We start from the raw sequence: 19811 nt of genomic DNA, 5'->3' as shown, positions 1-19811 counted from the left end.
AACGGCAGGCCGCAGGGTTTGAAACGCAACGCGTTTCAAACTAAAAATGCTCCAAGGCGCGCGCAGGCCCTGTCTTTCCGTGGGGGACGGAGCCTGTGCGCGGCCTTCCGGGGGCTCTGCCTCTGAACGGGGCAAGACGCGAGGGGCGGCAGCCGCCCGGCTCAATGGGAGCGGAAAAACCGTGCTTTTTCCGCGAAACGGCAGGCCGCAGGCTTGGGAACGGACGGCGTTTCAAACTAAAAATGCTCTATCGACAATCGCTATTGCCCGTGGTAGTTTGAAAAGATGTTTTCTCTCGATATGGATTTCTCGCAGGCTGTCCGTCTCCTGACCGCGTCACTGGTTCCCATGCTGCTGGGCATGATCGTGCATGAGGTGGCGCACGGGCTGGCCGCGCGCCGTCTGGGCGACCCCACGGCCCACATGATGGGACGGCTCACGCTCAATCCCGTACCGCATATCGACCCGCTGGGGCTGTTCTGCTTTGTGATCACCAGTATCGCGGGGGGCTTCATCTTCGGCTGGGCCAAGCCTGTGCCGGTCAATCCGCGCTATTTCCGCAAGCCCGCGCGGGACATGATGCTGGTGGGGTTGGCCGGGCCTTGCAGCAACTTCCTGCAGGCGTTGCTTTACGGGCTGATCGTGGCGGGGCTGGTCGTCGTCTGGCCGGAGGCCTTTGCCAGGCTGTCCCCGGTGCAACCCTCGGCAACGCAGCAATTCCTGGTGCTCATGTGCACGCAGGGCATCGTGATCAATCTTTGTCTTGCCTGGTTCAACCTGTTGCCGTTGCCGCCGCTGGACGGCAGCCGGGTTGTGGCCTATTTTCTGCCCATGCGCCTGGCGCTCTCGTATGCCCGGCTGGAGCGGTACGGCTTTGTGATACTGCTCGTCCTGCTGTTCAGCGGGGTGCTGGGCCGGGTGCTGGGGCCGCTGGTGGACATGTCTTTCCGTCAGATCCTGCACCTGACGCTTTCGCTGGTGGCCTGAGCCGCCGGACGGCCTTCCGCCATCAGGGAAAGCCCGAGGCGGGATGGGAGGCGTCCCCCGTGGGCGGCGCGCATCCGGCCGGGGATGGGGGAAGGCCCCCCGGGTCGGGCTGTGCGTCTTTTTTCGTTAACCGCGGCCGCTGGCCGCGCAAGCGCCGCTGCCTGTTCCGGGCAGCCATTCCAGAGGATACCATGAGCATGGAACGTCCCCGCACCGTATCGGGTATGCGTCCTACCGGCCCCCTGCATCTGGGGCATTATTTCGGCGTGCTGAAAAACTATGTGGCTCTGCAGCACAGCGAGGAAGCCTACTTCTTCGTGGCCGACTGGCACGCCCTGACCAGCGATTACGCCGACCCGTCCAATATCCGCCAGAACATTGCGGAAATGGTCAAGGACTGGGTGGCTGCCGGTCTCGACCCCGCCCAGTGCGTCATTTTCCGCCAGTCCGCGGTCAAGGAACATGCGGAGCTGTCCCTGCTGCTGTCCATGATCACGCCGGTCTCGTGGCTGGAGCGCAATCCCACCTACAAGGAACAGCAGCAGCAGATCACCAACAAGGACCTCGGCAATGCGGGCTTCCTCTGCTATCCGGTGCTCATGGCCGCGGATATCCTCATGTACCGTCCGCACGGCGTGCCCGTGGGCGAGGATCAGTTGCCGCACATGGAGCTGACGCGGGAGATCGCCCGGCGCTTCAATTATCTTTACGGGGAGAACACCTTCCCGGAACCGCAGGCCATGCTGACGCCCGCGGCCAAGTGCCCGGGCCTCGACGGCCGCAAGATGTCCAAGAGCTACAATAACGGCATTTTCCTGCGGGACACGATGGCCGACATCGAGCCCAAGGTGAAGACCATGTTCACCGACAAGAACCGGCTGCGCAAGTCCGACCCCGGCAATCCTGACGTGTGCAACCTCTTCCCCTATCATGTGCTGCTGGCCGGCCGCGAGGAGCAGGAAGAGATCCGGCAGGGCTGTACCGGCGCGAGCATGGGCTGCGTGGACTGCAAGAAACGCTTCCTGGCGCATCTGGGGGCCTTCCTGGAGCCTTTGCAGGCCCGCCGGGCGGAGCTGACCGACAGCCGTGTGGCGGAGATCCTTGCCGACGGCAACGAGCGCGCCCGCGCCTTTGCCGCCCGCACGCTGGACATGGTGCGCGAGCGCATGGGGCTGTGAGCGTTTCGTGAAGTGCGTCGGCATCGATTACGGTCTTGAGCGGACAGGGCTGGCCGCCTGCGATGAAGCGGGCGTGCTGGCCTATCCGCTGGCCACCCTGCGCCTTGCGGACTATCCCGACCGCAAGGCTTTTCTGGCCGCGCTGGCCGAGCGCGTGCTCGCCGAGGACCCCGCCGCCGTGGTGCTGGGCCTGCCGCTGCGTGAAGACGGGACGGAGAGCCTGACCACCCGGCAGGTGCGCAACGTGGCCGGGCGGCTCATGCGGCGCATCGAACGTCCCTTCTACTGGATGCCGGAACTGCTCAGCTCCGTGGAGGCGGAAATGGACCTGCGCGAGGCCGGTCTTGCCCGGGGACGGCGCAAGGCCGTGCTGGACCAGCAGGCCGCCGTGCGCATCCTCTCCTCCTTCCTTGCCCTGCCGCCCGACAGGCGGCAGCCCATTGCCGGGTGAACGGCCTGAGCCTCCGCCCCGCCCAAAGGCGGACGGCCGCCGTCAGACGGCCGGCGGGCCGCCTCTCCGGACAGCCGACCTTGAGACTGCGGCGTTTTCCCGCTACAAGAGGACATCCCGATTGTTCCGCAACGAGGAGTCCGCATGAAGATACTGATCCGCCTGTTTGCTCTGCTCTTTCTCTGCCTGCTGCTTGCCGGCGGCGGGCTGGCCTGGTTCGTCTATGACTTTTTGCACAGCGTGCCCGAGAGCGCAGGGCGGGAGATACAGTTCGACGTCCTCCCCGGGGCGAGCTTCGGCAAGATAGCCAGAGAGCTGGAAGAAAAGGGGCTGGTGACGGATGCGGAAAAGTTCGGCTGGCTGGCCCGTTACCGCAAGATGGACAACCGCCTGCAGGCCGGACGTTTTGCCCTGCGCACGGACTGGACGCCGGATCAGGTGCTGGACTGGCTGGTCAACGGCCAGCCGGTGCTTTTCCGGGTGACGGTTCCCGAGGGGCTGACCTGGTGGCAGACGGGCAAGCTGCTGGAAGCGGCGGGCTTCGTCCGTTTCGAGGATTTCCGGGCGGTGGTGCTGGACAAAGATTTCCTGCGCAAATACGGCATACCCTTCGCGTCCGCCGAGGGCTTCCTCATGCCGGACACCTACCTGATCCGCAAGGATGACGCGCCGGACATGGATTCCGCGCGCAGCGTGGCCGGACGTCTGGTGGACAACTTCTGGCGCAAGGCCGAGACCCGCTGGCCGGGCGGGCAAAAGCCGCAGGCGGAGGAGCTGAAGCGGCTGGTCATCCTCGCTTCGGTGGTGGAAAAAGAGACCGCCATCGACGGGGAACGCGCGCGAGTAGCCGGCGTGTATGCCAATCGCCTGAAGCGCAATATGCTGCTCCAGGCGGATCCTACGGTCATTTACGGCCTGGGGGCGGGCTTTGAGGGCAACCTGCGGCGCAAGCATCTGGATGACCCCGCCAATCCTTACAATACCTATCAGCGGCCCGGTCTGCCGCCCGGCCCCATCTGTTCCTTCGGCATGACGGCGCTGGCCGCGGCCATCGCCCCTGAGGAGCATAACTTCCTGTATTTTGTGGCCCGCACGGATGGCGGCGAGCACATCTTCTCCACCAATCTCAACGATCACAACCGCGCCGTGCGCCAGTATCTGCAAAACCGGCGCAAGCAGCGTCAGGCGGAGTGAGGTCTTTCATGAAGTATCTTATCATGCAGGATTTTTCTGGTCAGGCTGTGCCCTTCATCTTCCCCCGCCGTGTGGACCACGGGGACATGCGCGAGCAGCTGCCCTATGGGCAGGTGCTGTCCGCCGGGTTCGTGGAATACGAGGCGGGAGGCTTCGTCTGCCACGGCGGCAATGCCGAGCTTCAGGTGCAGGCCCGTCCAGAGGAGGATGCCGCCATCATCGCGGAGGCCTTGCGGCCGGAAAGCTGCCGCAAGTAGGCCCCGCAGGCTCCGCGGCACGTGCCGGATGCGGCGGCGCATGCCGTCCCTGCCTGCCGTTCTGCAGGATGCGTGTGCGCGCTCCGACGCTGCGCTGATCACGGGGGCGCGTGCGCGGGGACGGACATTGCCCGGCCGTTCCCGACACGGACGGCAAGGCGGCCGGAAGCGGCAAAAGGCTATGCCTGCCGTCCATTTGCTGTTAAAAAAGCGGCGTCCCTCTCTTGGAGGGACGCCGCTCGTGCATTCATGAAGGGCATTTCCCCGAAGGAAATGCGTGCTCTAATCGCTGCTCTGGCTGCCGATCTTGGCGTTGATGTCCTGCAGCAGCTTCTGGGCCTGGGCATTGTCGGGCTCCATCTCCAGGGCCGTACGCACCAGCGGCAGGGCATGCATGCTGTCATTGACGGCAAAGAAGACCTCGGCGATGTTACAGGCGATGACGGCCGACTTCTGCGGCAGATTGGGATTGAGGGCCATGGCCTTGAGCATGGAAGCCCGGGCGGACTCGTAGTCCTTGCCGTCGGCATAGGCCAGACCAAGATTGTAATGCAGCCCGTCGTTGTCCGGAACCACCTTGAGGGCCTTCTTGTATTCTTCGGTGGCCTCCTGCCAGCGTCCTGCCCGGCGCAGCAGCATGCCCACCCGGTTGAAGACCACGAGGTCGTCCTTGCTCCAGTAATCGCGCTTGGCCTCGAGGCCGCGCTGCAGGAAGCTGATGGCCATGTCGGGATCCACTTCGGAATAGGCGTCCGCCACGCGGAAGGCCACGCCGCCCACATGCTCCATAGCTTCGCGGCTGGCCAGTTCCACGCTCTGATTGAACATCTTGCGGGCGTCATCGCGGCGGTTGAGCTTGAGGTAGAGCTCACCGATGGCCAGCTTGCGTTCCACATTGAGCGGCGAGAGCTGATCCAGCCGTTCAAGATACTCGAGCTGCTTGAGCGGCTTCTTCATCTCTTCGTAGAGATCGGCCAGCTTGCGCAGCGGCTCGAGGTACATGTCCGCGCTGCGGCTGGCGTTTTCGTACGCTTCGCAGGCCTTTTCCCGCTGGCCCATGGAGCGGAAGACGTCCCCGATGATAAGCAGCACGGCGGCGGAATTGGCTTTGAGTTCCAGGGCCTGACGGCAGACCTGCAGGGCGCGCAGGTTCTCTCCCTGCGAGTGCAGGGTGCGGGCCCATTCCAGCATGCGGCTCATCTTGCCGTGCGGACGTACGGTGGCCGCCAGCCGTTCCAGCAGCTGATCCTGATTGTCGGGCTTGGCAAAAAAGGCGTCCGCCCCGGCTTCATGCAGGAGCACATAGCGCTGCTGCTCCGTTTCGGCGGCGATGAAGACGATGCGCACCTCGGGGAAACCGTTCTTGACAAGGCGCACCATATAGCTGAGATCGCGCCCCTTGAGGCTCTGCTCGATGAGCAGCAGGGGGGTCGCGTTTTCGGAGCAGACATTGCGCAGTATCCGCAGCAGCATGTCGGCATCATGGGCGATGCTGATCTTGTCGGCCGGCAGCCCAAGGCTTTCGTTCAGCACGTTCCGCAGCATGTCCGTCAGCGCAACATCATCGGAAACGCAGATCAGATGGCCGCTGTCCTTGAGAAACTCGCGGATGGCGTCTTCATACTGCTTGCTGTCCTGCGGCGCGGACTTTTCCTTGCTCATGCTCGCCTCGACCTGCCGCATCGCCATGCGTTGCGCGAGGCCCGACGTCGCGTTGGAATTTGCCATTGCTCCCTCCTGTGAGGCTTGCCGGACAACCTGTTTGCCCGCCAATCCTTAGACTCTCAGATTCAGTGCCCCTGCGTCAAGTAGTATACGCGCGGAATCATATACATCAGACTGGCGATTTTCTTTTCGGGCATGTACTGCACGGCGACGAGCACCTTGCCGAGGTTCCAGAGGCAGGACATGTCTCCTTCCACGGCATCGGGCTTGCCGAAGCGTTGCTCCGCCATTTCCCTGACCCGTTTCCCGAAGGTGGCGTCGGGGGCGGGATAGTCGATGGAAACGAAAGCCAGCGGCTGACGTTCTCCGGGCCCGTAGCACATGGCCATCTGATCCGCGCCGGGGATGAGCTTTCCCCCTTTGTAGACATCGCAGATGTAGCCGTCTTTTTCCCGCTCCGGCACGGCGGCGGCCTGCTTGAGCGCGGTCCGCATGGCGGCCCTGTCGGCCCCGTCCAGACGCAGCCCGAAGAGCACGGCGTTCTTGGCGCGCTCGGCGCTGGTGTCGGCCATGTCTTCCAGCTCCTTCATGGCGGCCGTATTGCCCTGCATGGCCGCCCCGTAGAGCAGCAGGGTGGCGCTTTCCAGGTTCTTCTTCACCACGCGCCCTTCACGGTAGAAGTGCCCCAGCCGCGCCAGCGCGTTGGGCTGGTTGGCGGCGGCGGCCCGGCTGTACCAGGCGGCGGCAGCGGCATCGTCCCTGCCCACGCCATGCCCCTGCTCGTAGAGCATGCCCAGATTGTACTGGGCTTCCGGCTGGCCCTTGCGTGCGGCAAGATCGAACCAGCGCGCCGCTTCCACGGGGTCCGGGGGGATGCCGCGCCCCTGCTCCAGCATGCGGCCGAAATTGCACATGCCGGACGGATGGCCCGCCTCGGCGGATTTGGCGTACCAGTGCAGCGCGCGGCCCACGTCGGGCTCCACGCCGAGGCCCTTGTCATAGAGCACGCCCAGATTGTTCATGGCCTGCGGATCGCCGGCATCGGCGGCAGGCTGCCAAAGGCGCAGCGCCTGATGATATTCCCCGCGGGCATAGGCATCCAGCGCTTTGCGGTTGCGCTCCTCGGCGCTTTCCGCAGGGGCGGCGGCCGCCGCGGCAGCGGCGGGGGTGGCGGCTGGCGCGGAGCTGACGGGCGCGGGCGCGGCTCCGGATGTCTTGCTCCCGCCTCCGCCCAGGGCCGGCATGGGCTGCGCCGGAGCCGGGACGGAATAGTCCGGCGGCTGCGGGCCGCGCGCCTGCCCGCCGGCCGGTTGCGGCGCCACGGGGGCCGCCGGGGGCTGGACCTTCGGCGTCTGCACTTGCGGCGTCTGCACCTGCGGGCGGGAAATGGGCTGAGCGGCGGCCGCGACATCGGCGCCGGCGGCAAGGCCGGGACACAGCGCCGCCATGAGGCACAGACCGTAACCACCGATGCGCAGGGCCTGCCGACCACAAATAATGATGCGCGCCTTACGGCGCGCATACCTCAAAAGACCCGTCATGGGAACGCCCTGCCTGTCAGGAGTTGATCTCTGCCCGAAATTTCCGGGAAAGCCGGAAGACCACGACACGTCTGGGCGGCAGGGTGATGGCTTCGTCCGTCTGCGGGTTGCGGCCGCGGCGGGAGGCCTTGTCATAGGACTCGAACTTGCCGAAACCGCTGATGAGCAGAGCGCGATCCTTCTTGATGGCGTCTTTCATGATATGCAGCAGTTTTTCCACCACATTTTTTACGTCGACGCGGTTCTTGTCGGTACTTTCGTAGATCCGTTCTATGATGTCCGCTTTGGTCAATGTCTTCTTCATGAAAACCTCGAAAAACAGGCAGCTTCACAATGAAAATCTTTTCCGATAAATTATGCCAAAAAGGCGCGTGAGGCAAGGCTTTTCTTGTTTTCCGGGCCCCTCGGTCCCCGTTTGCGCCCCTGCTCTCCTCACTTCTGTCCTGCTGCCATGAGATCTTCCCGCATCGCCATCCTCCACTGGCCGGAGCCTGGGGCCCATTCGCCTGTTTTTCCGGTGTTCCTGCCGTTTTCCGGCTGTCCCGTACGTTGCGTCTTCTGCGCGCAGGAGCTGCAGACCGGTTGCGCTCCCCGGCGGGTGGATGCGGCCCTGGACGAGGCGGCGCATCTGTTGCGGGAGCGGGCCCGGGGCGGACTCCCCGCGCCGGAACTGGCCTTTTACGGGGGCACGTTCACGGCGCAGCCTCCCGAAGCTTATGCCGCCTGTCTCCATTTTGCCCGTACGGCCCTGCGCCAGGGGCTCATTGCCGGGCTGCGCTGCTCCACCCGGCCCGACAGCCTGCCGCCGGACAGGCTTGCGGCCTTGCGGGAGGCGGGCTGCGCCTGCGTGGAGCTGGGCATCCAGAGTTTTGCCGATGCCCCCCTGCGCCAGAGCCGCCGGGGCTATGACGGCAGGACGGCGCGCGAGGCCTGCGCGGCGGTGCGCGCGGCGGGGATGCGCCCCGGCGTGCAGCTCATGCCGGGCATGCCCGGTTCCCGACCGGAGCAGTTTTTGGAAGATGTGCGGCTGGCGCTGGAGCTGGGAGCGGTCTGTCTGCGCTTCTATCCCTGTCTCGTGCTGGAAGGCACGAAACTGGCGGCGCTCTGGCGGGCCGGGCGTTTCCGGCCGTGGTCGCTGGAGACGGTGCTCGACGTGCTGGCGGAGGGCTTCACGCTGGCGCAGCGGGCCGGCGTGCCGGTCATCCGCATGGGGCTTGCCCCGGAAGCGGGCCTGAGCGGCGGCGTGCTGGCCGGGCCGCGGCATCCGGCGCTGGGGGCCCGGGTGCAGGCCCGCAGCCTCTGGCGGCAGGTGGCGGACGTCCTCGCGCAGGCCCGCGCCGGAGGACATCCGGCGGCGGACGCGCCTGTGGGGCTGGAGCTGCCCCGCCGTTTGCAGGGCATGTATCGGGGACATGCGGGCGAACTTGTGCCGCGTTGGGCTGCGCTGGGCATCACGGACGGGCGAGTGCGTTTCCATGACGGGCGGGAGGAGATCCGGATCGTGCGTCTCGACGGAGCGGCGCATGACGATGCTGCAACCCCGCATGAGGGATTTTGATTTGACGCGGCGGCTTTCCCCCGGCTAGCGTGGAAGAACGTAAAAATCCCTACCGCAGCCGACCTTGCGCCGGAGAGGTGTCCATGACGCAGCCCCAGCCCGCCGAACCGCTCGTTCCGCGCCGTCCCCCCATCGATACGACGCTCTTCGACTTCTTCAAGGTCGGGCCCGGGCCGTCGAGTTCGCATACCATCGGCCCCATGAAGGCCGGCAGCGACTTCATGGCGTGTTGCGCCGCGCTGCCCGCGGACGAACTGGCCCGTGCCGCCAGCCTGCAGGTGACGCTGCTGGGGTCGCTGAGCGCCACGGGCAGGGGCCACGGCACCGATACGGCGGTCCTGGCCGGTTTGCTGGGCAGCCGGCCGGAGAGCTGCTCGCCGGAAGTGCTGCCCTCCCTGCGGCGGGATCCTCAGGCGCGGCATGCTCTGCGGCTTGGCGGCAGGGAGCTTTCCCTTGGCCTTGCGGACATCCATTTCGGCCCGGTGCAGCATGATGCGCCGTTCAGCAATACCCTGCGCTGTTCGCTGCGCGACGCGGCGGACCGGGAGATCTTCGGGCGGGAATACTATTCCGTGGGCGGGGGCTTCATCCAGTGGAAAGGCTGGACGCCGCCCGAGCGCGGACGCCCCGTACATCCCTACGGCACCATGCGGGAGCTGCACCGCTGCCTCAATGAGACGGGCCTGACCCTGCACGAGCTCATTTTGGAGAACGAGACCGCCATTACCGGCATGTCCCGACCGGCCATTTTGGAACGGCTGGACGACATGATGGACGCCATGTACGACAGCGTACGGCGCGGCCTCAGGGGCAGCGGCCGTCTGCCGGGCACGCTGGGCGTCTGGCGCAAGGCCGGAGCCCTGCTGGAGCGGGCCGCCGCGCTGCCCTACATGGTGGACCGCTTCCTGGGCAAGCTCAATGCCTATGCCTTTGCCGTGGCCGAGGAGAACGCCTCCGGCGGGGTCATCGTCACCGCGCCCACCTGCGGCGCGGCCGGGGTCATGCCGGCGCTGCTCTACGCCATGCGGCAGGACCTCAACATCGGGGAGCGGGCCTTGCGCGAGGGGCTGCTCGCCTCGGCGGCCGTGGGCTTCCTGGCCAAACATAACGCGGGCATCGCCGGCGCGGAGGTGGGCTGTCAGGGCGAGATCGGCGTCGCCTCGGCCATGGGCGCGGCCATGCTGACCCATGCCCGCGGCAATGCCGCCACCGTGGTGGAAAACGCGGCGGAAGTGGCTCTGGAACATCACCTGGGCCTGACCTGCGACCCTGTGGGCGGCTATGTGCAGGTCCCCTGCATCGAACGCAACGCCGTGGGGGCCATCAAGGCGTATAACGCCTCATTGCTGGCCACCTGCGAGGAGAGCGCACATCATCTTGTCTCGCTGGATGCCGCCATCATGGCCATGGGCGAGACGGGCCGCGAGATGAGCGCGAAGTTCAAGGAGACCAGCGAAGGCGGTCTTGCGGTCAGCATCGTGGAATGCTGAGCATCTCTCCTTCCCCCCCTTCCTTCCCCCATCCGGGCCGTTGCCTTTGGCAACGGCCCTCGTCATGAGAGCATTTCCCGTTTGAAACGCTTTGCGTTTCAAACCATACGGCCTGTCGTTTTGCGGAAAAAACGCGGTCTTTCCGCTTGGTTTGGCCCGCGGGGCGCTGTGCCGCCGCCTCGCGTTTCACCTTTTTCAAAGGTGGAACGCTTTGGAGCAATTCCACATTCGCAGGCAGCGGCCCGTAGGGCTGTGTCCGTCAGGCGACGCAGGAGCCTTACGGACATCGACAGCAGAGCGCGACCGAAAGGCGGCCGAAGGCCGTGTCCGTCAGGCGACGCAGGAGCCTTACGGACATCGACAGCAGAGCGCGACCGAAAGGCGGCCGAAGGCCGTGTCCGTCAGGCGACGAAGGAGCCTTACGGACATCGACAGCAGAGCGAGGGATTCCCCTTCCCCCAAAACAGGCAACGAATAGCGTCAACAGGCCCTAAACGTAGCTGGTGGCGGAACGTTCCTCCGGGGACAGCCACTCCGCCCACATGCGGCTCATGCAGTCAAAGTCGTTGATGGCCAGCTCCCGCGCCCATTGCTGTCCGGTCTTCCCTTCCCAGGGTTTGGGGCCGTGGAAATGGACGATGTGGGCCGTGGCATGGCAATCCGCATGATAGGGGGGCCGGTTCCAGCGATCGTCAAGGCGGGTGATGCGTTTGCCGAAATAGTAGTTGAGCAGGGATTGGTCGAGGTTGCCGATGCGGTCGAGGTTTTGCTGACTGAAGGCCAGGAAGTGGTCGATGAGCCGCAGACGCCGCAGGCGGGCCAGATTGAAGAGCGTGACCCCGCTGGAGAACGTCCAGATGGGGAAGGGCATGGGCACGGTGTAGGTCCGGCCGTCCAGATCGTACGTCAGCTTGTCGTACTCGTGATAGAAGGGGGCCGTGTATTCCCGGGCCATGGCCATGTAGGAAGGACGCAGGGCGAACAGTTCGTCCAGGGGGCGAAGGAACATGACGTCCGTATCGCAGTAGAGCGCGTAGTCATCCTCGGCAAGCTCCGGCACCAAGGCCAGCTCCAGCTTGAGGAAGCAGCCCCGGGAGGCGCGGACATGCTCGCCGGCTTCGTCAAAGCGGAGGCGCGGCGTGTAGCGGGCGACCGGGATGCGCTCCCGCGCCAGCAGATCCAGCGTCGCGCCATTGTCGCCGGCATAGACGCAGAGGCAGGGGGCATCCTGCCCCATCACATGCCGCAGCGAACGCACGGCAACCTTGAGCAGGGTCAGATAACGCGGCCGGTCATCCGTACAAAAGACGACTTTCATGCTCTTCACTCCCCATGCGGCATGGCGCTGCCGGTACGCAGCGCCGCTTCAAGAAGGCGGTACTGACGGCTGAAAAAGTTCGGGGCATCCTGCTGCAGGGCTTCCACCTGCCGGGCGAGCTCGGGCTCCCCGGCGGCGAGCAGCTCGGCATGCAGTTCCCTGAGCGCGGCTTCCCGCAGTTCCGGCGTGACCACGTAGTCCCGCAGTTCTTCCCGCAGGAGCTCCATGCCTCGTTTTTCGTCCGCGGCCACCCGGCCCACAAAGTCCAGAAGAGGCAGGATGGCATCCGGCGTGCTGTAGAAATGGGCGGCCATGGTCAGGGTGTACATGGCGTCGCTGTTCTGCCGCTGCGCTTCCTGATGCCGGGCCAGCATGAGCTGGCCTTCCAGCCAGAGCGGTTCGCTTTGCGCGGCCTCAGCCAGGGCGGCAGGGCCCTTCCGGGCCTGTTGCAGCAGGCGGACCCGGCTTGCCGGCGTCAGGCCCGGTTCAAGGGTCATCCAGGGCGAGACTTCCGGCTGGTAGCCGTCGGCCCGCCACTGGCGCATCTCGTCGAGCTGCAGCAGATGGCCGCACAAGGTGAAGCAGCGGCTGCTGTTGTCCTTCTCCTTGTCCCGGCGGCCTTCGCTCTGGCCGGCCAGATGGATGATGCGCGCTTCAGGGATGACGCGCTGGTGCAGCCCCTCCCGGCAAAGGCGCGCGCAGAACTCCACGTCTTCAAAACCGTTGACGAAGCCTTCATCCAGCCCGCCCAGCGCAAGATAACGCCGCCGGGGGATGAGCATGGCGGCTCCGGTGATGATCTGCAGACGGCGGGGTCGCGTGACGACGGGATGATGTTCGGGCAGATATTCGTAAAGATGGCTGATCCGGTGCCGCAGCGAGAGGACGACGCCGAGATGCTGCACCCTGTGCAGACCCCTGCTGTCAGGGGGATAGAGCAGCAGGGGGCCGGCCGCGCCGAGCTGCGGGTCCTCGTCGAAGGCGCGCAGCAGCGGAGCCGCCCAGCCCGGCCGGGGAAGGGTGTCGTTGTTGAGCAGGAAGAGCCAGTCGCCCCGGGCTTCCGCCGCGGCGATATTGTTGGCCCCGGCAAAGTTGCGGTTGACCGGCTGCGGCAGATAGCGGAAACGTTCGCCGAACAGACTGCGGCCCAGCGCCGGACAGGCCTGGGGCGTCGCGTCCGTGGAGGCGTTGTCCACGACGAGGACTTCCGTCTCCTCGCCCGCGGTACTGGCCGCGAGGGCCTCCAGACAGGCGCGGGTCAGATCCCAGTTGTTGTAGACGGGGATAAGGACAGAGATCATGGTTCAGCTCCCAGTGCCGCCCGGGCCGGCCGGCGGATCAGAAGGGCAGGAAGCGGCGTTCCCCGCCCACCACGATGCCGCTTTCCCGATAGCCGTAGCTGCGGGCATAGCGGGCGAGCTCGTCGAACTGACCGGCGACGTCCTCCGTCCGGTGCGCATCCGAGGCCAGCATGATGCGGACGTCCTCGCGGGCGGCGATGTCCATGATCATGGGGCCGGGGTAGGGCTCGCAGAACGGCTGCCGCAGACCGGCGGAAGAGACTTCCAGCAGCACATTGTTCTGACGCAGCGCCTGCATGGCCTCCATGATGGGCAGGCGGCTCATGGGCTGATAGAGCCACTCCTGAAAAAGGTCGAAGCAGTGCAGCTTGATGAAGTCGGGATGTGAGGCGATGTGGACAAGGCCGCTGCGGGCCATTTCCGCCATGGCCATGTAATAGGCCTCGAAGCGGCGGAAGGCTTCCTCCACGGGGCAGTCCCAGTTGGCATTGAAGCCGATGGACATCTCCCCCAGGAAGTGGAGCGAACCGATGACGTAGTCAAAGGGCTTGCTGGCCAGCAGTTCGCGCATGTACGGGAGATTGGACGGGATCCAGTCCAGTTCGATGCCCAGCAGCACCTGCGGGGAGCCGCCCCGCTGCTTGAGGGCCAGCACCTCGTCACAGAGGGCGGGGAAATCCCGTTCGAAATGCTCCTGATAGAGACGGCAGGAAAAGCCGGGCGGGAGCGGGCTGTGCTCGGAGATGCCCAGATATTCCAGACCGGCGTCGCGGGCGGCGGCGTACATCTCCTCCGCGCTGGCCACGCCGTGGGAAACCTTGGTATGGGTGTGCAGGTCCGCAAGAATCATGCTTCCTCCGCAGGGGCGCCGCAGGACGCCGGGCAGGGTTGAAGGGATATCCCGTCTGCCGCCGTCCGGGCGGCAGCCAGCAGGCGGCGCGCCAGCGCCACATCCTGTCCGATCTGCCGCATGAGCGCATCCGGGCCGTCAAAGCGACGCTCCTCGCGCAGGCGGGCCACGAATTCCAGACGCAGCATCCGCCCGTAAAGATCGCCGTGAGCATCGAGCAGAAAGCTTTCCACGCTGAGGGCCGCGCCGCCAAACGTGGGATTGTGGCCGATGTTGGTCACGGCCTGCCGTACGCCGGGCAGGCCGTCCACGCGCGCCAGGGTGGCGTAGACGCCGGGCGGCGGCAGCAGGGTGTCCGGCAGGGTCATATTGGCCGTGGGAAAGCCCAGTCCCGTGCCGCGTCCCATGCCGTGGGCAATGGGACCTTCGCAGCTGTGGTACGCGCCCAGCAGAGCCGCCGCCGTCTCCACATCCCCTTCGGCGATGCAGCGGCGGATGCGGGAGGAGCTGATGATGCTGCCCAGATGGAGCACGGGCTCCAGCTGTTCCACGCCGAAACGGTATTTTTCGCCCAGGCCGCGCAGGACATCGGGCCCGCCGCTGCGTCCTCTGCCCAGCGAAAAGTCATGACCGATGAGCAGGTCATGCACATTGAGCGGCATGAGCTGTTGACGGATGAACTCTTCAGGTGCGGTGATGGCCAGCGCCGGGGTGAAGGGGAGCTCCAGCAGCTCGTCCACGCCCAGGGCAAGGATGCGGCGGCGGCGCTCTTCGCGGCTGGTCAGGGGCGGCGGGGCCTGACCATTGCCCAGCACGGCGCGCGGGTGCGGCCAGAAAGTCAGCACGAGGCAGCGTTCTCCCGCGGCGCGGGCCACGGCGCAGGTGCGCCGGATGAGGGCCTGATGGCCCAGATGCACGCCGTCGAAATTGCCGATGGTCAGGGCGGCGGGCGGACGCGTCCCGGCGGCGCCGGAGGCGGACGAAGGCGAGGGGGCTGCTGCGGACATGGTCAGATGAGGCGCCGGAAAATGTCGGTATAGGCTTTGCGGATGATGAGCACGAGCTTGAGCTGCAGGGAACGGGTGTCCTTTTCGGTCATCTGGCAGAAGGAACAGAAGTGGCGGGCGACTTCCGTGAAGTCGCTCTCTTTGGTGACGCGCATCATGTCCCAGTACTGTTCCGCGCGTTCCAGCATCAGCGGCGTCTGCTTGTCCCTGTGCCGCTCCCGGTAGGAACGACGGAAGGCTTCCAGCATGGCGTCGGCATCCTGCGGGAAGGACCGTCCCAGCGCCAGCCGCCAGAGCGCCACATAGAGCCCGCGCCATTCCAGCAGGAGCTGCTTGCGGCGGGTGAAATGCAGCCGCCCCACGCCCATGAGGTGCAGGTGCGCCGTGAAATCGGTATCGTCCAGCAGGACGGCGAAATTGTCCAGCGCCTCCTGCACGAAGTTTTGATGGGTTGCCGCGTCTGCCGCCTGTGCCATCGCCGTTCCGCCTTATTCTTCCTGTCCGGCGGAAGCCGTCTCCGCAGGGGCGTCAGCCGTCTGGCCATTGCCGCCGCGTCCGCGACGCCGGCGTCCGGAACGGCGGCGCGACTTCCGCGCGCCTTCGGCGGCGACGTCGGACGGCGTTTCGTCGGCTTCCGTCCGGGGGGCGGCCTCGTCCACGACGCCATCCCGGCGGTTCGCCTCCGCGCCGTCCCTTTCTTCCCGTTCCCGGCGGGAGGAACGCTTGCGCCGCGAGCGGCCGGATTTGCCTTCGCCGCTGGCGCGCTGTTCCGGCAGCCCCTCGGGGAAGCGGCTCTCCCGCAGGCTCTGCTGGTGACAGGCATCCAGCAGCATGGCAAGCATGAGCTCGCCGTCCCCGCCGTCGTCCTGTGCCGTCAGGCTGCGCACCAGCGGGGCGTAACGGGCGACGCGCAGGCGTTCCAGTCCGTTGAGCTTGCGGAAGCGGGCCTCCAGCTCGGTCAGCAGGCGGGCCCCGGCCACGGCGGCCACGTCGTCATCCGTGGGGGCGGGCAGCTCCGTAAGGCTGATCTTGAAGTGCCGGGCGATGCGTTCCAGCTCCATGCGCTGCATGACGTCCACCAGCGAGATGACGGTCCCCGCCGCGCCGGCGCGGCCCGTGCGTCCGGCACGGTGGATGTAGCTCTCGTGATCCTCCGGCGGTTCGTAAAGGAAGACGTGGGACAGCGCGGGGATGTCGATGCCGCGCGCCGCCACGTCCGTAGCTACGAGATACTGCAGCGCGCCGCGCCGGATCTTGTCCAGCACGGCTTCACGGCGGCTCTGGGAAAGGTCGGCCGAGAGCTCGTCCGCGCAGTAGCCGAAGCCCTGCAGGACGCTGGTCACATAGTGCACATTGGCCTTGGTGTTGCAAAAAATGATGGCGGAAGCCGGGTTTTCCGTTTCCAGCAGGCGCACGAGCAGCCTGTCCTTCTCCATGGGGCGGCAGGCGCAGAACAGATGCTGCACTTCGGCCACATGCACTTCCTTGCGCGAGAGGGAAAGCATGGCCGGGGCGTCCATGAACTCTCCGGCCAGGCGCAGCACATGCGGCGGATAGGTGGCCGAGAACATGCAGGTATGCACACGGCGGCGGGGCAGGTAGCGCTGCACTTCCTTCATGTCGGGATAAAACCCGATGGAGAGCATCCTGTCCGCCTCGTCGAAGACCAGCAGGCGCAGATCGTCCAGCGTGAGCGTGCGCCGGAGCAGGTGGTCCAGCACGCGGCCGGGCGTGCCCACGATAAGCTGCGCGCCGTCGCGCAGGGCGTCCATCTGCTTCTTGTAGCCCACGCCGCCGTAGACCGCCGCCGGGCGGATGCCGGTCTCGGCAAAGAGCGTGCGGGCCTCGTGTTCCACCTGCACGGCCAGCTCGCGCGTGGGCACGAGCACAAGGGCCTGCGCCACCTTCCTTTCCGCGTCGAGCCGCGGCAGGAGGGGCAGCAGGTACGCGCCCGTCTTGCCGCTGCCGGTGCGCGACTGCACCATGATGTCCCGCCCTTCCATAAGGTAGGGCAGAGCCAGGGACTGCACGGGCATGAGGCTGGTCCAGCCCGCTCGCCCGCAGGCGGCGCGCATGGGCTCCGGCAGCTCTTCCAGGCTGACGCGCGGCAGGGCGTCCTCCGGTTCAATGACGGAAATGTGTTCCTCGATCAGGGCGGCGACGTCCCCGGCAGGCGCGCCGTGGTCGGCATCGTGTTGCAGTTCGGACATGGATTTCTCGGCGCAGGGCGCAGTTGGTAAGAAGTGCACCGCTCTGTATGGCACAGATGGGCCTGCTTCGCAAGCCGCCGTGCGGACGTCCCCTGTGAAAAAAAACTTGCAATTGCCGCACGCCGGGCCTATCGTACACCCATTCCGGCTGGGGGAGCCCACTTGACGGCTGAGAAAGGGTGTAAGCGCCCTGACCCCTAGGACATGCGGATGCATGTTCCTGCACCTGAAGCAGATAGTGCTGACGAAGGGAAGCTGGCGACCCGTTCCGGGTCTGGTGTCGCCCGCTTCCAGTGACTGGATGCGGGTATTTTTTTGGGCTGTCGCGGACGCCGCCCCAGGAGGCGGGCCGCGGCGGCGTTGTTCTGTGTAACGTCAAAAGGCTTTTTTTCGGCAAAGGCTGCCCTGTATGCCCTTCCGGGCGGGGAGCCGGCCGGGAGGAGACGTCATGCAGCTTACGGTCAATGGAGAAAAGGGCGATTATGCCGAAGGGCTCAGCGTGGCGGAACTGCTGCGCCGGCGCGGCCATGATCCGGCGGTGGTCGTGGTGGAGCGCAACGGCGAGATAGTTCCAGCCGCCGCCTTTGACGCAACGCGGCTTGCGGCGGGGGACGTGCTGGAGCTGGTGCAGTTCGTGGGAGGCGGTTAGCCTCCGTCCGGCTGGCAAGAGGAAAATGCAGCCGTCGTGAGGCGGCGGGGCCGCCATGTCCTCCCGCACGGGATGACGGCCGGCTGATGTGCCCGCAGGGGCGCAGGATTGCTGCGGGGCAACGGAGTAAAGACAGTGGAAGACAAATTCATCCTTGGCGGCGTGGAACTGAAGAGCCGTCTTTTCATCGGAACGGGCAAATACAGCGCGGACAACCTCATCCCCGCCGTGTGCGAGGCCAGCGGCGCGGAAGTGATCACCGTGGCCATGCGCCGCGTGGAAAAGGGCCAGCAGGGCATCGTGCCCCATATCCCCAAGACCATGCGCCTCCTGCCCAACACCTCCGGCGCCCGCACCGCCGAAGAGGCCGTGCGTCTGGCCCGTCTGGCCCGCGCCGCCGGCTGCGGCGACTGGATCAAGATCGAGGTCATCTCCGATGTGCGCCACCTCCTGCCCGACGGCTACGAAACGGCCAAGGCCACCGAGGCGCTGGTCAAGGAAGGCTTTACCGTCCTGCCCTACATCAATCCCGACCTCTATGTGGCCCGCGCCTGCGTGGATGCCGGCGCCGCCGCCGTCATGCCTCTCGGCGCGCCCATCGGCACCAATCGCGGCCTGCGCACCAAGGAGATGATCGGCATCCTCATCGACGAACTGGATGTGCCGATCGTGGTGGACGCGGGCATCGGGCGTCCCTCCCAGGCCTGCGAGGCTATGGAAATGGGCGCGGCGGCCTGCCTCGTCAATACGGCCATCGCCTCTTCCGCCGATCCGGTGCGCATGGCGGCCGCCTTCCGCGCCGCGGTGGAAGCGGGCCGCAATGCCTGGCTGGCCGGGGCCGGAGCCGTCAAGGCGCCCGGCGAAGCCGCCGAAGCCTCTTCGCCGCTCACCGGCTTCCTGCGCTAGACCGGGGGTGCCGTCATGGAAAATTTTGAACAATATCTGGCAAAATGGCCGCGTGAACGGCGCGCCCGTATCGCCGAGAACGCCACGGAAGAACAGGTGCTCGCCGCCCTGCGCAAGGATACCCTCCAGCCCGAGGACTTCCTCGTGCTGCTCTCCCCGGCGGCCGCGCCGCATCTGGAAGATCTGGCCCAGCGCGCCCATGAGCTGACCCTGCGCTACTTCGGCCGGGCCGTGAACCTCTTCACGCCGCTCTACATCTCGGACGTCTGCACCAACCAGTGCCGCTACTGCGGGTTCAACGCCAAGAATACCCAGCCCCGGCGTCATCTGAACATGGACGAGATCGAAGCCGAGGCCCGCGTCATCGCCGATATGGGCCTGCAGCACATCCTGCTGCTCACCGGCGACGCGCGCAAGCTGTCCTCCCCCCAGTACATCGCCGATGCCGCCCGCCGCATCAAGCCCATGTTCGCTTCCGTCGGGGTGGAGGTCTACTCCCTGACCGAGGACGAGTACCGCCTGCTCATCGACGCCGGCGTGGACAGCATGACCATGTTCCAGGAGACCTATAATCCCGAACTCTATGACTGGCTGCATCCGGCCGGGCCCAAGAAGGATTACTCCTTCCGGCTCAACGCGCCCGAACGGGCGGCCCGCGCGGGCATGCGCTCCCTCGGCGTGGGCGCGCTGCTCGGCCTTGACGAGTTCATCCAGGACGCTTTCTGCACCGGCCTGCATGCCTGGTGGCTCATGCGGCACTATCCCGGGGTGGACGTGGGCGTCTCCATCCCGCGCATCTGCTCGCATGAAGGGAGCTTCGACATCCCCCACGCCGTGGGCGACCGGCAGTTCGTGCAGTACATCACGGCCATGCGCTGCTTCCTGCCGCGCTCCGGCATCACCTGTTCCAGCCGCGAGAGCGCCTTCATGCGTGACCACCTCATCCCGCTGGGCGTGACCCGCGTCTCCGCCGGCGTGTCCACCGCCGTGGGCGGCCGCGCCACCGAGGCCGACAATTCCGGTCAGTTCGACATCACCGACCATCGCAGCGTGGAAGAAATGACCGCCGCCCTGGCCGGCATCGGCTATCAGGCCGTCATCAAGGACTGGGAAGACCCCACCAGCACCCACGCCTGACCAACACACCCGCCCTTATGCACCGGCCCCCGCGTCGCCCCTTGCGGCGCGGGGGCCCTTTTTGTTGCGGGGGGAAGGGTCGGGTGGTGACGGGGTGGAGGTTGGTGGTACG

General features: G+C 66.1%; 19 protein-coding genes. 10 read left to right on the top strand and 9 right to left on the bottom strand.

What is annotated here, in order from left to right; all coding sequences use genetic code 11:
• Positions 1 to 285 precede the first annotated feature (285 nt).
• From Q0K12_RS06735 to Q0K12_RS06715, 5 genes are all read left to right on the top strand, one after another.
• Positions 286 to 987, top strand: coding sequence for a site-2 protease family protein (locus tag Q0K12_RS06735; RefSeq protein WP_297261299.1), 702 nt, complete (start codon positions 286 to 288; stop codon positions 985 to 987).
• A 197-nt stretch (positions 988 to 1184) separates the two neighbouring features.
• Positions 1185 to 2165 carry a tryptophan--tRNA ligase gene (trpS, locus tag Q0K12_RS06730; RefSeq protein WP_297261351.1) on the top strand — a complete coding sequence of 327 codons (981 nt, stop codon included), beginning with the start codon at positions 1185 to 1187 and terminating at the stop codon, positions 2163 to 2165.
• A gap of 7 nt (positions 2166 to 2172) precedes the next feature.
• Positions 2173 to 2616 (top strand): Holliday junction resolvase RuvX, encoded by a 444-nt coding sequence (gene ruvX, locus Q0K12_RS06725; RefSeq protein ID WP_297261297.1) that lies wholly within the window; start codon positions 2173 to 2175, stop codon positions 2614 to 2616.
• A 144-nt stretch (positions 2617 to 2760) separates the two neighbouring features.
• Positions 2761 to 3810 carry an endolytic transglycosylase MltG gene (gene mltG / locus Q0K12_RS06720; RefSeq protein ID WP_297261295.1) on the top strand — a complete coding sequence of 350 codons (1050 nt, stop codon included), beginning with the start codon at positions 2761 to 2763 and terminating at the stop codon, positions 3808 to 3810.
• An 8-nt stretch (positions 3811 to 3818) separates the two neighbouring features.
• Complete coding sequence (locus Q0K12_RS06715) at positions 3819 to 4067, top strand: hypothetical protein (protein WP_297261293.1); 249 nt, start codon at positions 3819 to 3821, stop codon at positions 4065 to 4067.
• Positions 4068 to 4349: 282 nt separating this feature from the next.
• Here Q0K12_RS06715 and Q0K12_RS06710 read toward each other — a convergent pair whose 3' ends face one another.
• The 3 genes from Q0K12_RS06710 to Q0K12_RS06700 all read right to left on the bottom strand — a co-directional run bounded on the left by Q0K12_RS06710 (position 4350) and on the right by Q0K12_RS06700 (position 7577).
• Positions 4350 to 5795, bottom strand: coding sequence for a response regulator (locus Q0K12_RS06710; RefSeq protein ID WP_297261290.1), 1446 nt, complete (start codon positions 5793 to 5795; stop codon positions 4350 to 4352).
• A gap of 62 nt (positions 5796 to 5857) precedes the next feature.
• Positions 5858 to 7273, bottom strand: coding sequence for a tetratricopeptide repeat protein (locus Q0K12_RS06705; protein WP_297261288.1), 1416 nt, complete (start codon positions 7271 to 7273; stop codon positions 5858 to 5860).
• A gap of 16 nt (positions 7274 to 7289) precedes the next feature.
• A complete protein-coding gene (locus tag Q0K12_RS06700; RefSeq protein ID WP_297261286.1) occupies positions 7290 to 7577 on the bottom strand; it encodes an integration host factor subunit alpha in 288 nt (95 codons plus the stop codon).
• A gap of 147 nt (positions 7578 to 7724) precedes the next feature.
• Between Q0K12_RS06700 and Q0K12_RS06695 the strand changes: the two genes are divergently transcribed.
• On the top strand, positions 7725 to 8831 hold the full coding sequence (locus Q0K12_RS06695; protein ID WP_297261284.1) for a radical SAM protein: 1107 nt from the start codon (positions 7725 to 7727) through the stop codon (positions 8829 to 8831).
• A gap of 83 nt (positions 8832 to 8914) precedes the next feature.
• The gene (locus Q0K12_RS06690) at positions 8915 to 10321 is read left to right on the top strand and encodes an L-serine ammonia-lyase (protein WP_297261282.1); all 1407 of its coding nucleotides are present in this window, start codon (positions 8915 to 8917) and stop codon (positions 10319 to 10321) included.
• Between the two features lie 490 nt (positions 10322 to 10811).
• On the opposite strand, the gene Q0K12_RS06685 is transcribed toward Q0K12_RS06690, so the two are convergent.
• From Q0K12_RS06685 to Q0K12_RS06660, 6 genes are read right to left on the bottom strand one after another with little or no spacing between them, the layout of a single operon-like run.
• Positions 10812 to 11639: a glycosyltransferase gene (locus Q0K12_RS06685; protein WP_297261280.1), complete on the bottom strand. Its 828-nt coding sequence runs from the start codon at positions 11637 to 11639 to the stop codon at positions 10812 to 10814.
• A 5-nt stretch (positions 11640 to 11644) separates the two neighbouring features.
• The gene (locus Q0K12_RS06680) at positions 11645 to 12940 is read right to left on the bottom strand and encodes a glycosyltransferase family 2 protein (RefSeq protein ID WP_297261278.1); all 1296 of its coding nucleotides are present in this window, start codon (positions 12938 to 12940) and stop codon (positions 11645 to 11647) included.
• Between the two features lie 37 nt (positions 12941 to 12977).
• Positions 12978 to 13790, bottom strand: a complete 813-nt coding sequence (locus Q0K12_RS06675; RefSeq protein ID WP_297261276.1) for a histidinol-phosphatase — start codon at positions 13788 to 13790, stop codon at positions 12978 to 12980.
• Complete coding sequence (gene ribF / locus Q0K12_RS06670; RefSeq protein WP_297261273.1) at positions 13787 to 14797, bottom strand: riboflavin biosynthesis protein RibF; 1011 nt, start codon at positions 14795 to 14797, stop codon at positions 13787 to 13789. Before ribF ends, Q0K12_RS06675 begins: the two co-directional genes overlap by 4 nt.
• A gap of 2 nt (positions 14798 to 14799) precedes the next feature.
• Positions 14800 to 15273, bottom strand: coding sequence for a hypothetical protein (locus Q0K12_RS06665; RefSeq protein WP_297261271.1), 474 nt, complete (start codon positions 15271 to 15273; stop codon positions 14800 to 14802).
• 12 nt (positions 15274 to 15285) lie between these two features.
• The gene (locus Q0K12_RS06660) at positions 15286 to 17007 is read right to left on the bottom strand and encodes a DEAD/DEAH box helicase (RefSeq protein ID WP_297261269.1); all 1722 of its coding nucleotides are present in this window, start codon (positions 17005 to 17007) and stop codon (positions 15286 to 15288) included.
• Positions 17008 to 17455: 448 nt separating this feature from the next.
• On the opposite strand from Q0K12_RS06660, the gene thiS reads away from it, so the two are divergent.
• The 3 genes from thiS (at position 17456) to thiH (ending at position 19699) form a co-directional block, all read left to right on the top strand.
• A complete protein-coding gene (thiS, locus tag Q0K12_RS06655; RefSeq protein WP_297261267.1) occupies positions 17456 to 17656 on the top strand; it encodes a sulfur carrier protein ThiS in 201 nt (66 codons plus the stop codon).
• 135 nt (positions 17657 to 17791) lie between these two features.
• Entirely contained in the window at positions 17792 to 18562 is a 771-nt protein-coding gene (locus tag Q0K12_RS06650) for a thiazole synthase (RefSeq protein ID WP_297261264.1), read from the top strand.
• Between the two features lie 15 nt (positions 18563 to 18577).
• A complete protein-coding gene (gene thiH, locus Q0K12_RS06645) occupies positions 18578 to 19699 on the top strand; it encodes a 2-iminoacetate synthase ThiH (protein ID WP_297261262.1) in 1122 nt (373 codons plus the stop codon).
• Positions 19700 to 19811: the final 112 nt, after the last annotated feature.

Source organism: uncultured Desulfovibrio sp., from assembly GCF_944324525.1.
Lineage (GTDB): Bacteria > Desulfobacterota > Desulfovibrionia > Desulfovibrionales > Desulfovibrionaceae > Desulfovibrio.
The sequence above is the reverse complement of the archived record's forward strand: the minus strand, read 5'-3'. Positions and strand labels throughout refer to the sequence as shown.

Bases quoted from the DNA above. Each gene is read 5' to 3' on its own strand.
- Q0K12_RS06735 (WP_297261299.1), top strand. From the start codon at position 286: ATGTTTTCTCTCGATATGGATTTCTCGCAGGCTGTCCGTCTCCTGACC.
- trpS (WP_297261351.1), top strand. From the start codon at position 1,185: ATGGAACGTCCCCGCACCGTATCGGGTATGCGTCCTACCGGCCCCCTG.
- mltG (WP_297261295.1), top strand. From the start codon at position 2,761: ATGAAGATACTGATCCGCCTGTTTGCTCTGCTCTTTCTCTGCCTGCTG.
- Q0K12_RS06715 (WP_297261293.1), top strand. From the start codon at position 3,819: ATGAAGTATCTTATCATGCAGGATTTTTCTGGTCAGGCTGTGCCCTTC.
- Q0K12_RS06710 (WP_297261290.1), bottom strand. From the start codon at position 5,795: ATGGCAAATTCCAACGCGACGTCGGGCCTCGCGCAACGCATGGCGATG.
- Q0K12_RS06705 (WP_297261288.1), bottom strand. From the start codon at position 7,273: ATGACGGGTCTTTTGAGGTATGCGCGCCGTAAGGCGCGCATCATTATT.
- Q0K12_RS06700 (WP_297261286.1), bottom strand. From the start codon at position 7,577: ATGAAGAAGACATTGACCAAAGCGGACATCATAGAACGGATCTACGAA.
- Q0K12_RS06695 (WP_297261284.1), top strand. From the start codon at position 7,725: ATGAGATCTTCCCGCATCGCCATCCTCCACTGGCCGGAGCCTGGGGCC.
- Q0K12_RS06690 (WP_297261282.1), top strand. From the start codon at position 8,915: ATGACGCAGCCCCAGCCCGCCGAACCGCTCGTTCCGCGCCGTCCCCCC.
- Q0K12_RS06685 (WP_297261280.1), bottom strand. From the start codon at position 11,639: ATGAAAGTCGTCTTTTGTACGGATGACCGGCCGCGTTATCTGACCCTG.
- Q0K12_RS06680 (WP_297261278.1), bottom strand. From the start codon at position 12,940: ATGATCTCTGTCCTTATCCCCGTCTACAACAACTGGGATCTGACCCGC.
- Q0K12_RS06675 (WP_297261276.1), bottom strand. From the start codon at position 13,790: ATGATTCTTGCGGACCTGCACACCCATACCAAGGTTTCCCACGGCGTG.
- ribF (WP_297261273.1), bottom strand. From the start codon at position 14,797: ATGTCCGCAGCAGCCCCCTCGCCTTCGTCCGCCTCCGGCGCCGCCGGG.
- Q0K12_RS06665 (WP_297261271.1), bottom strand. From the start codon at position 15,273: ATGGCACAGGCGGCAGACGCGGCAACCCATCAAAACTTCGTGCAGGAG.
- Q0K12_RS06660 (WP_297261269.1), bottom strand. From the start codon at position 17,007: ATGTCCGAACTGCAACACGATGCCGACCACGGCGCGCCTGCCGGGGAC.
- thiS (WP_297261267.1), top strand. From the start codon at position 17,456: ATGCAGCTTACGGTCAATGGAGAAAAGGGCGATTATGCCGAAGGGCTC.
- thiH (WP_297261262.1), top strand. From the start codon at position 18,578: ATGGAAAATTTTGAACAATATCTGGCAAAATGGCCGCGTGAACGGCGC.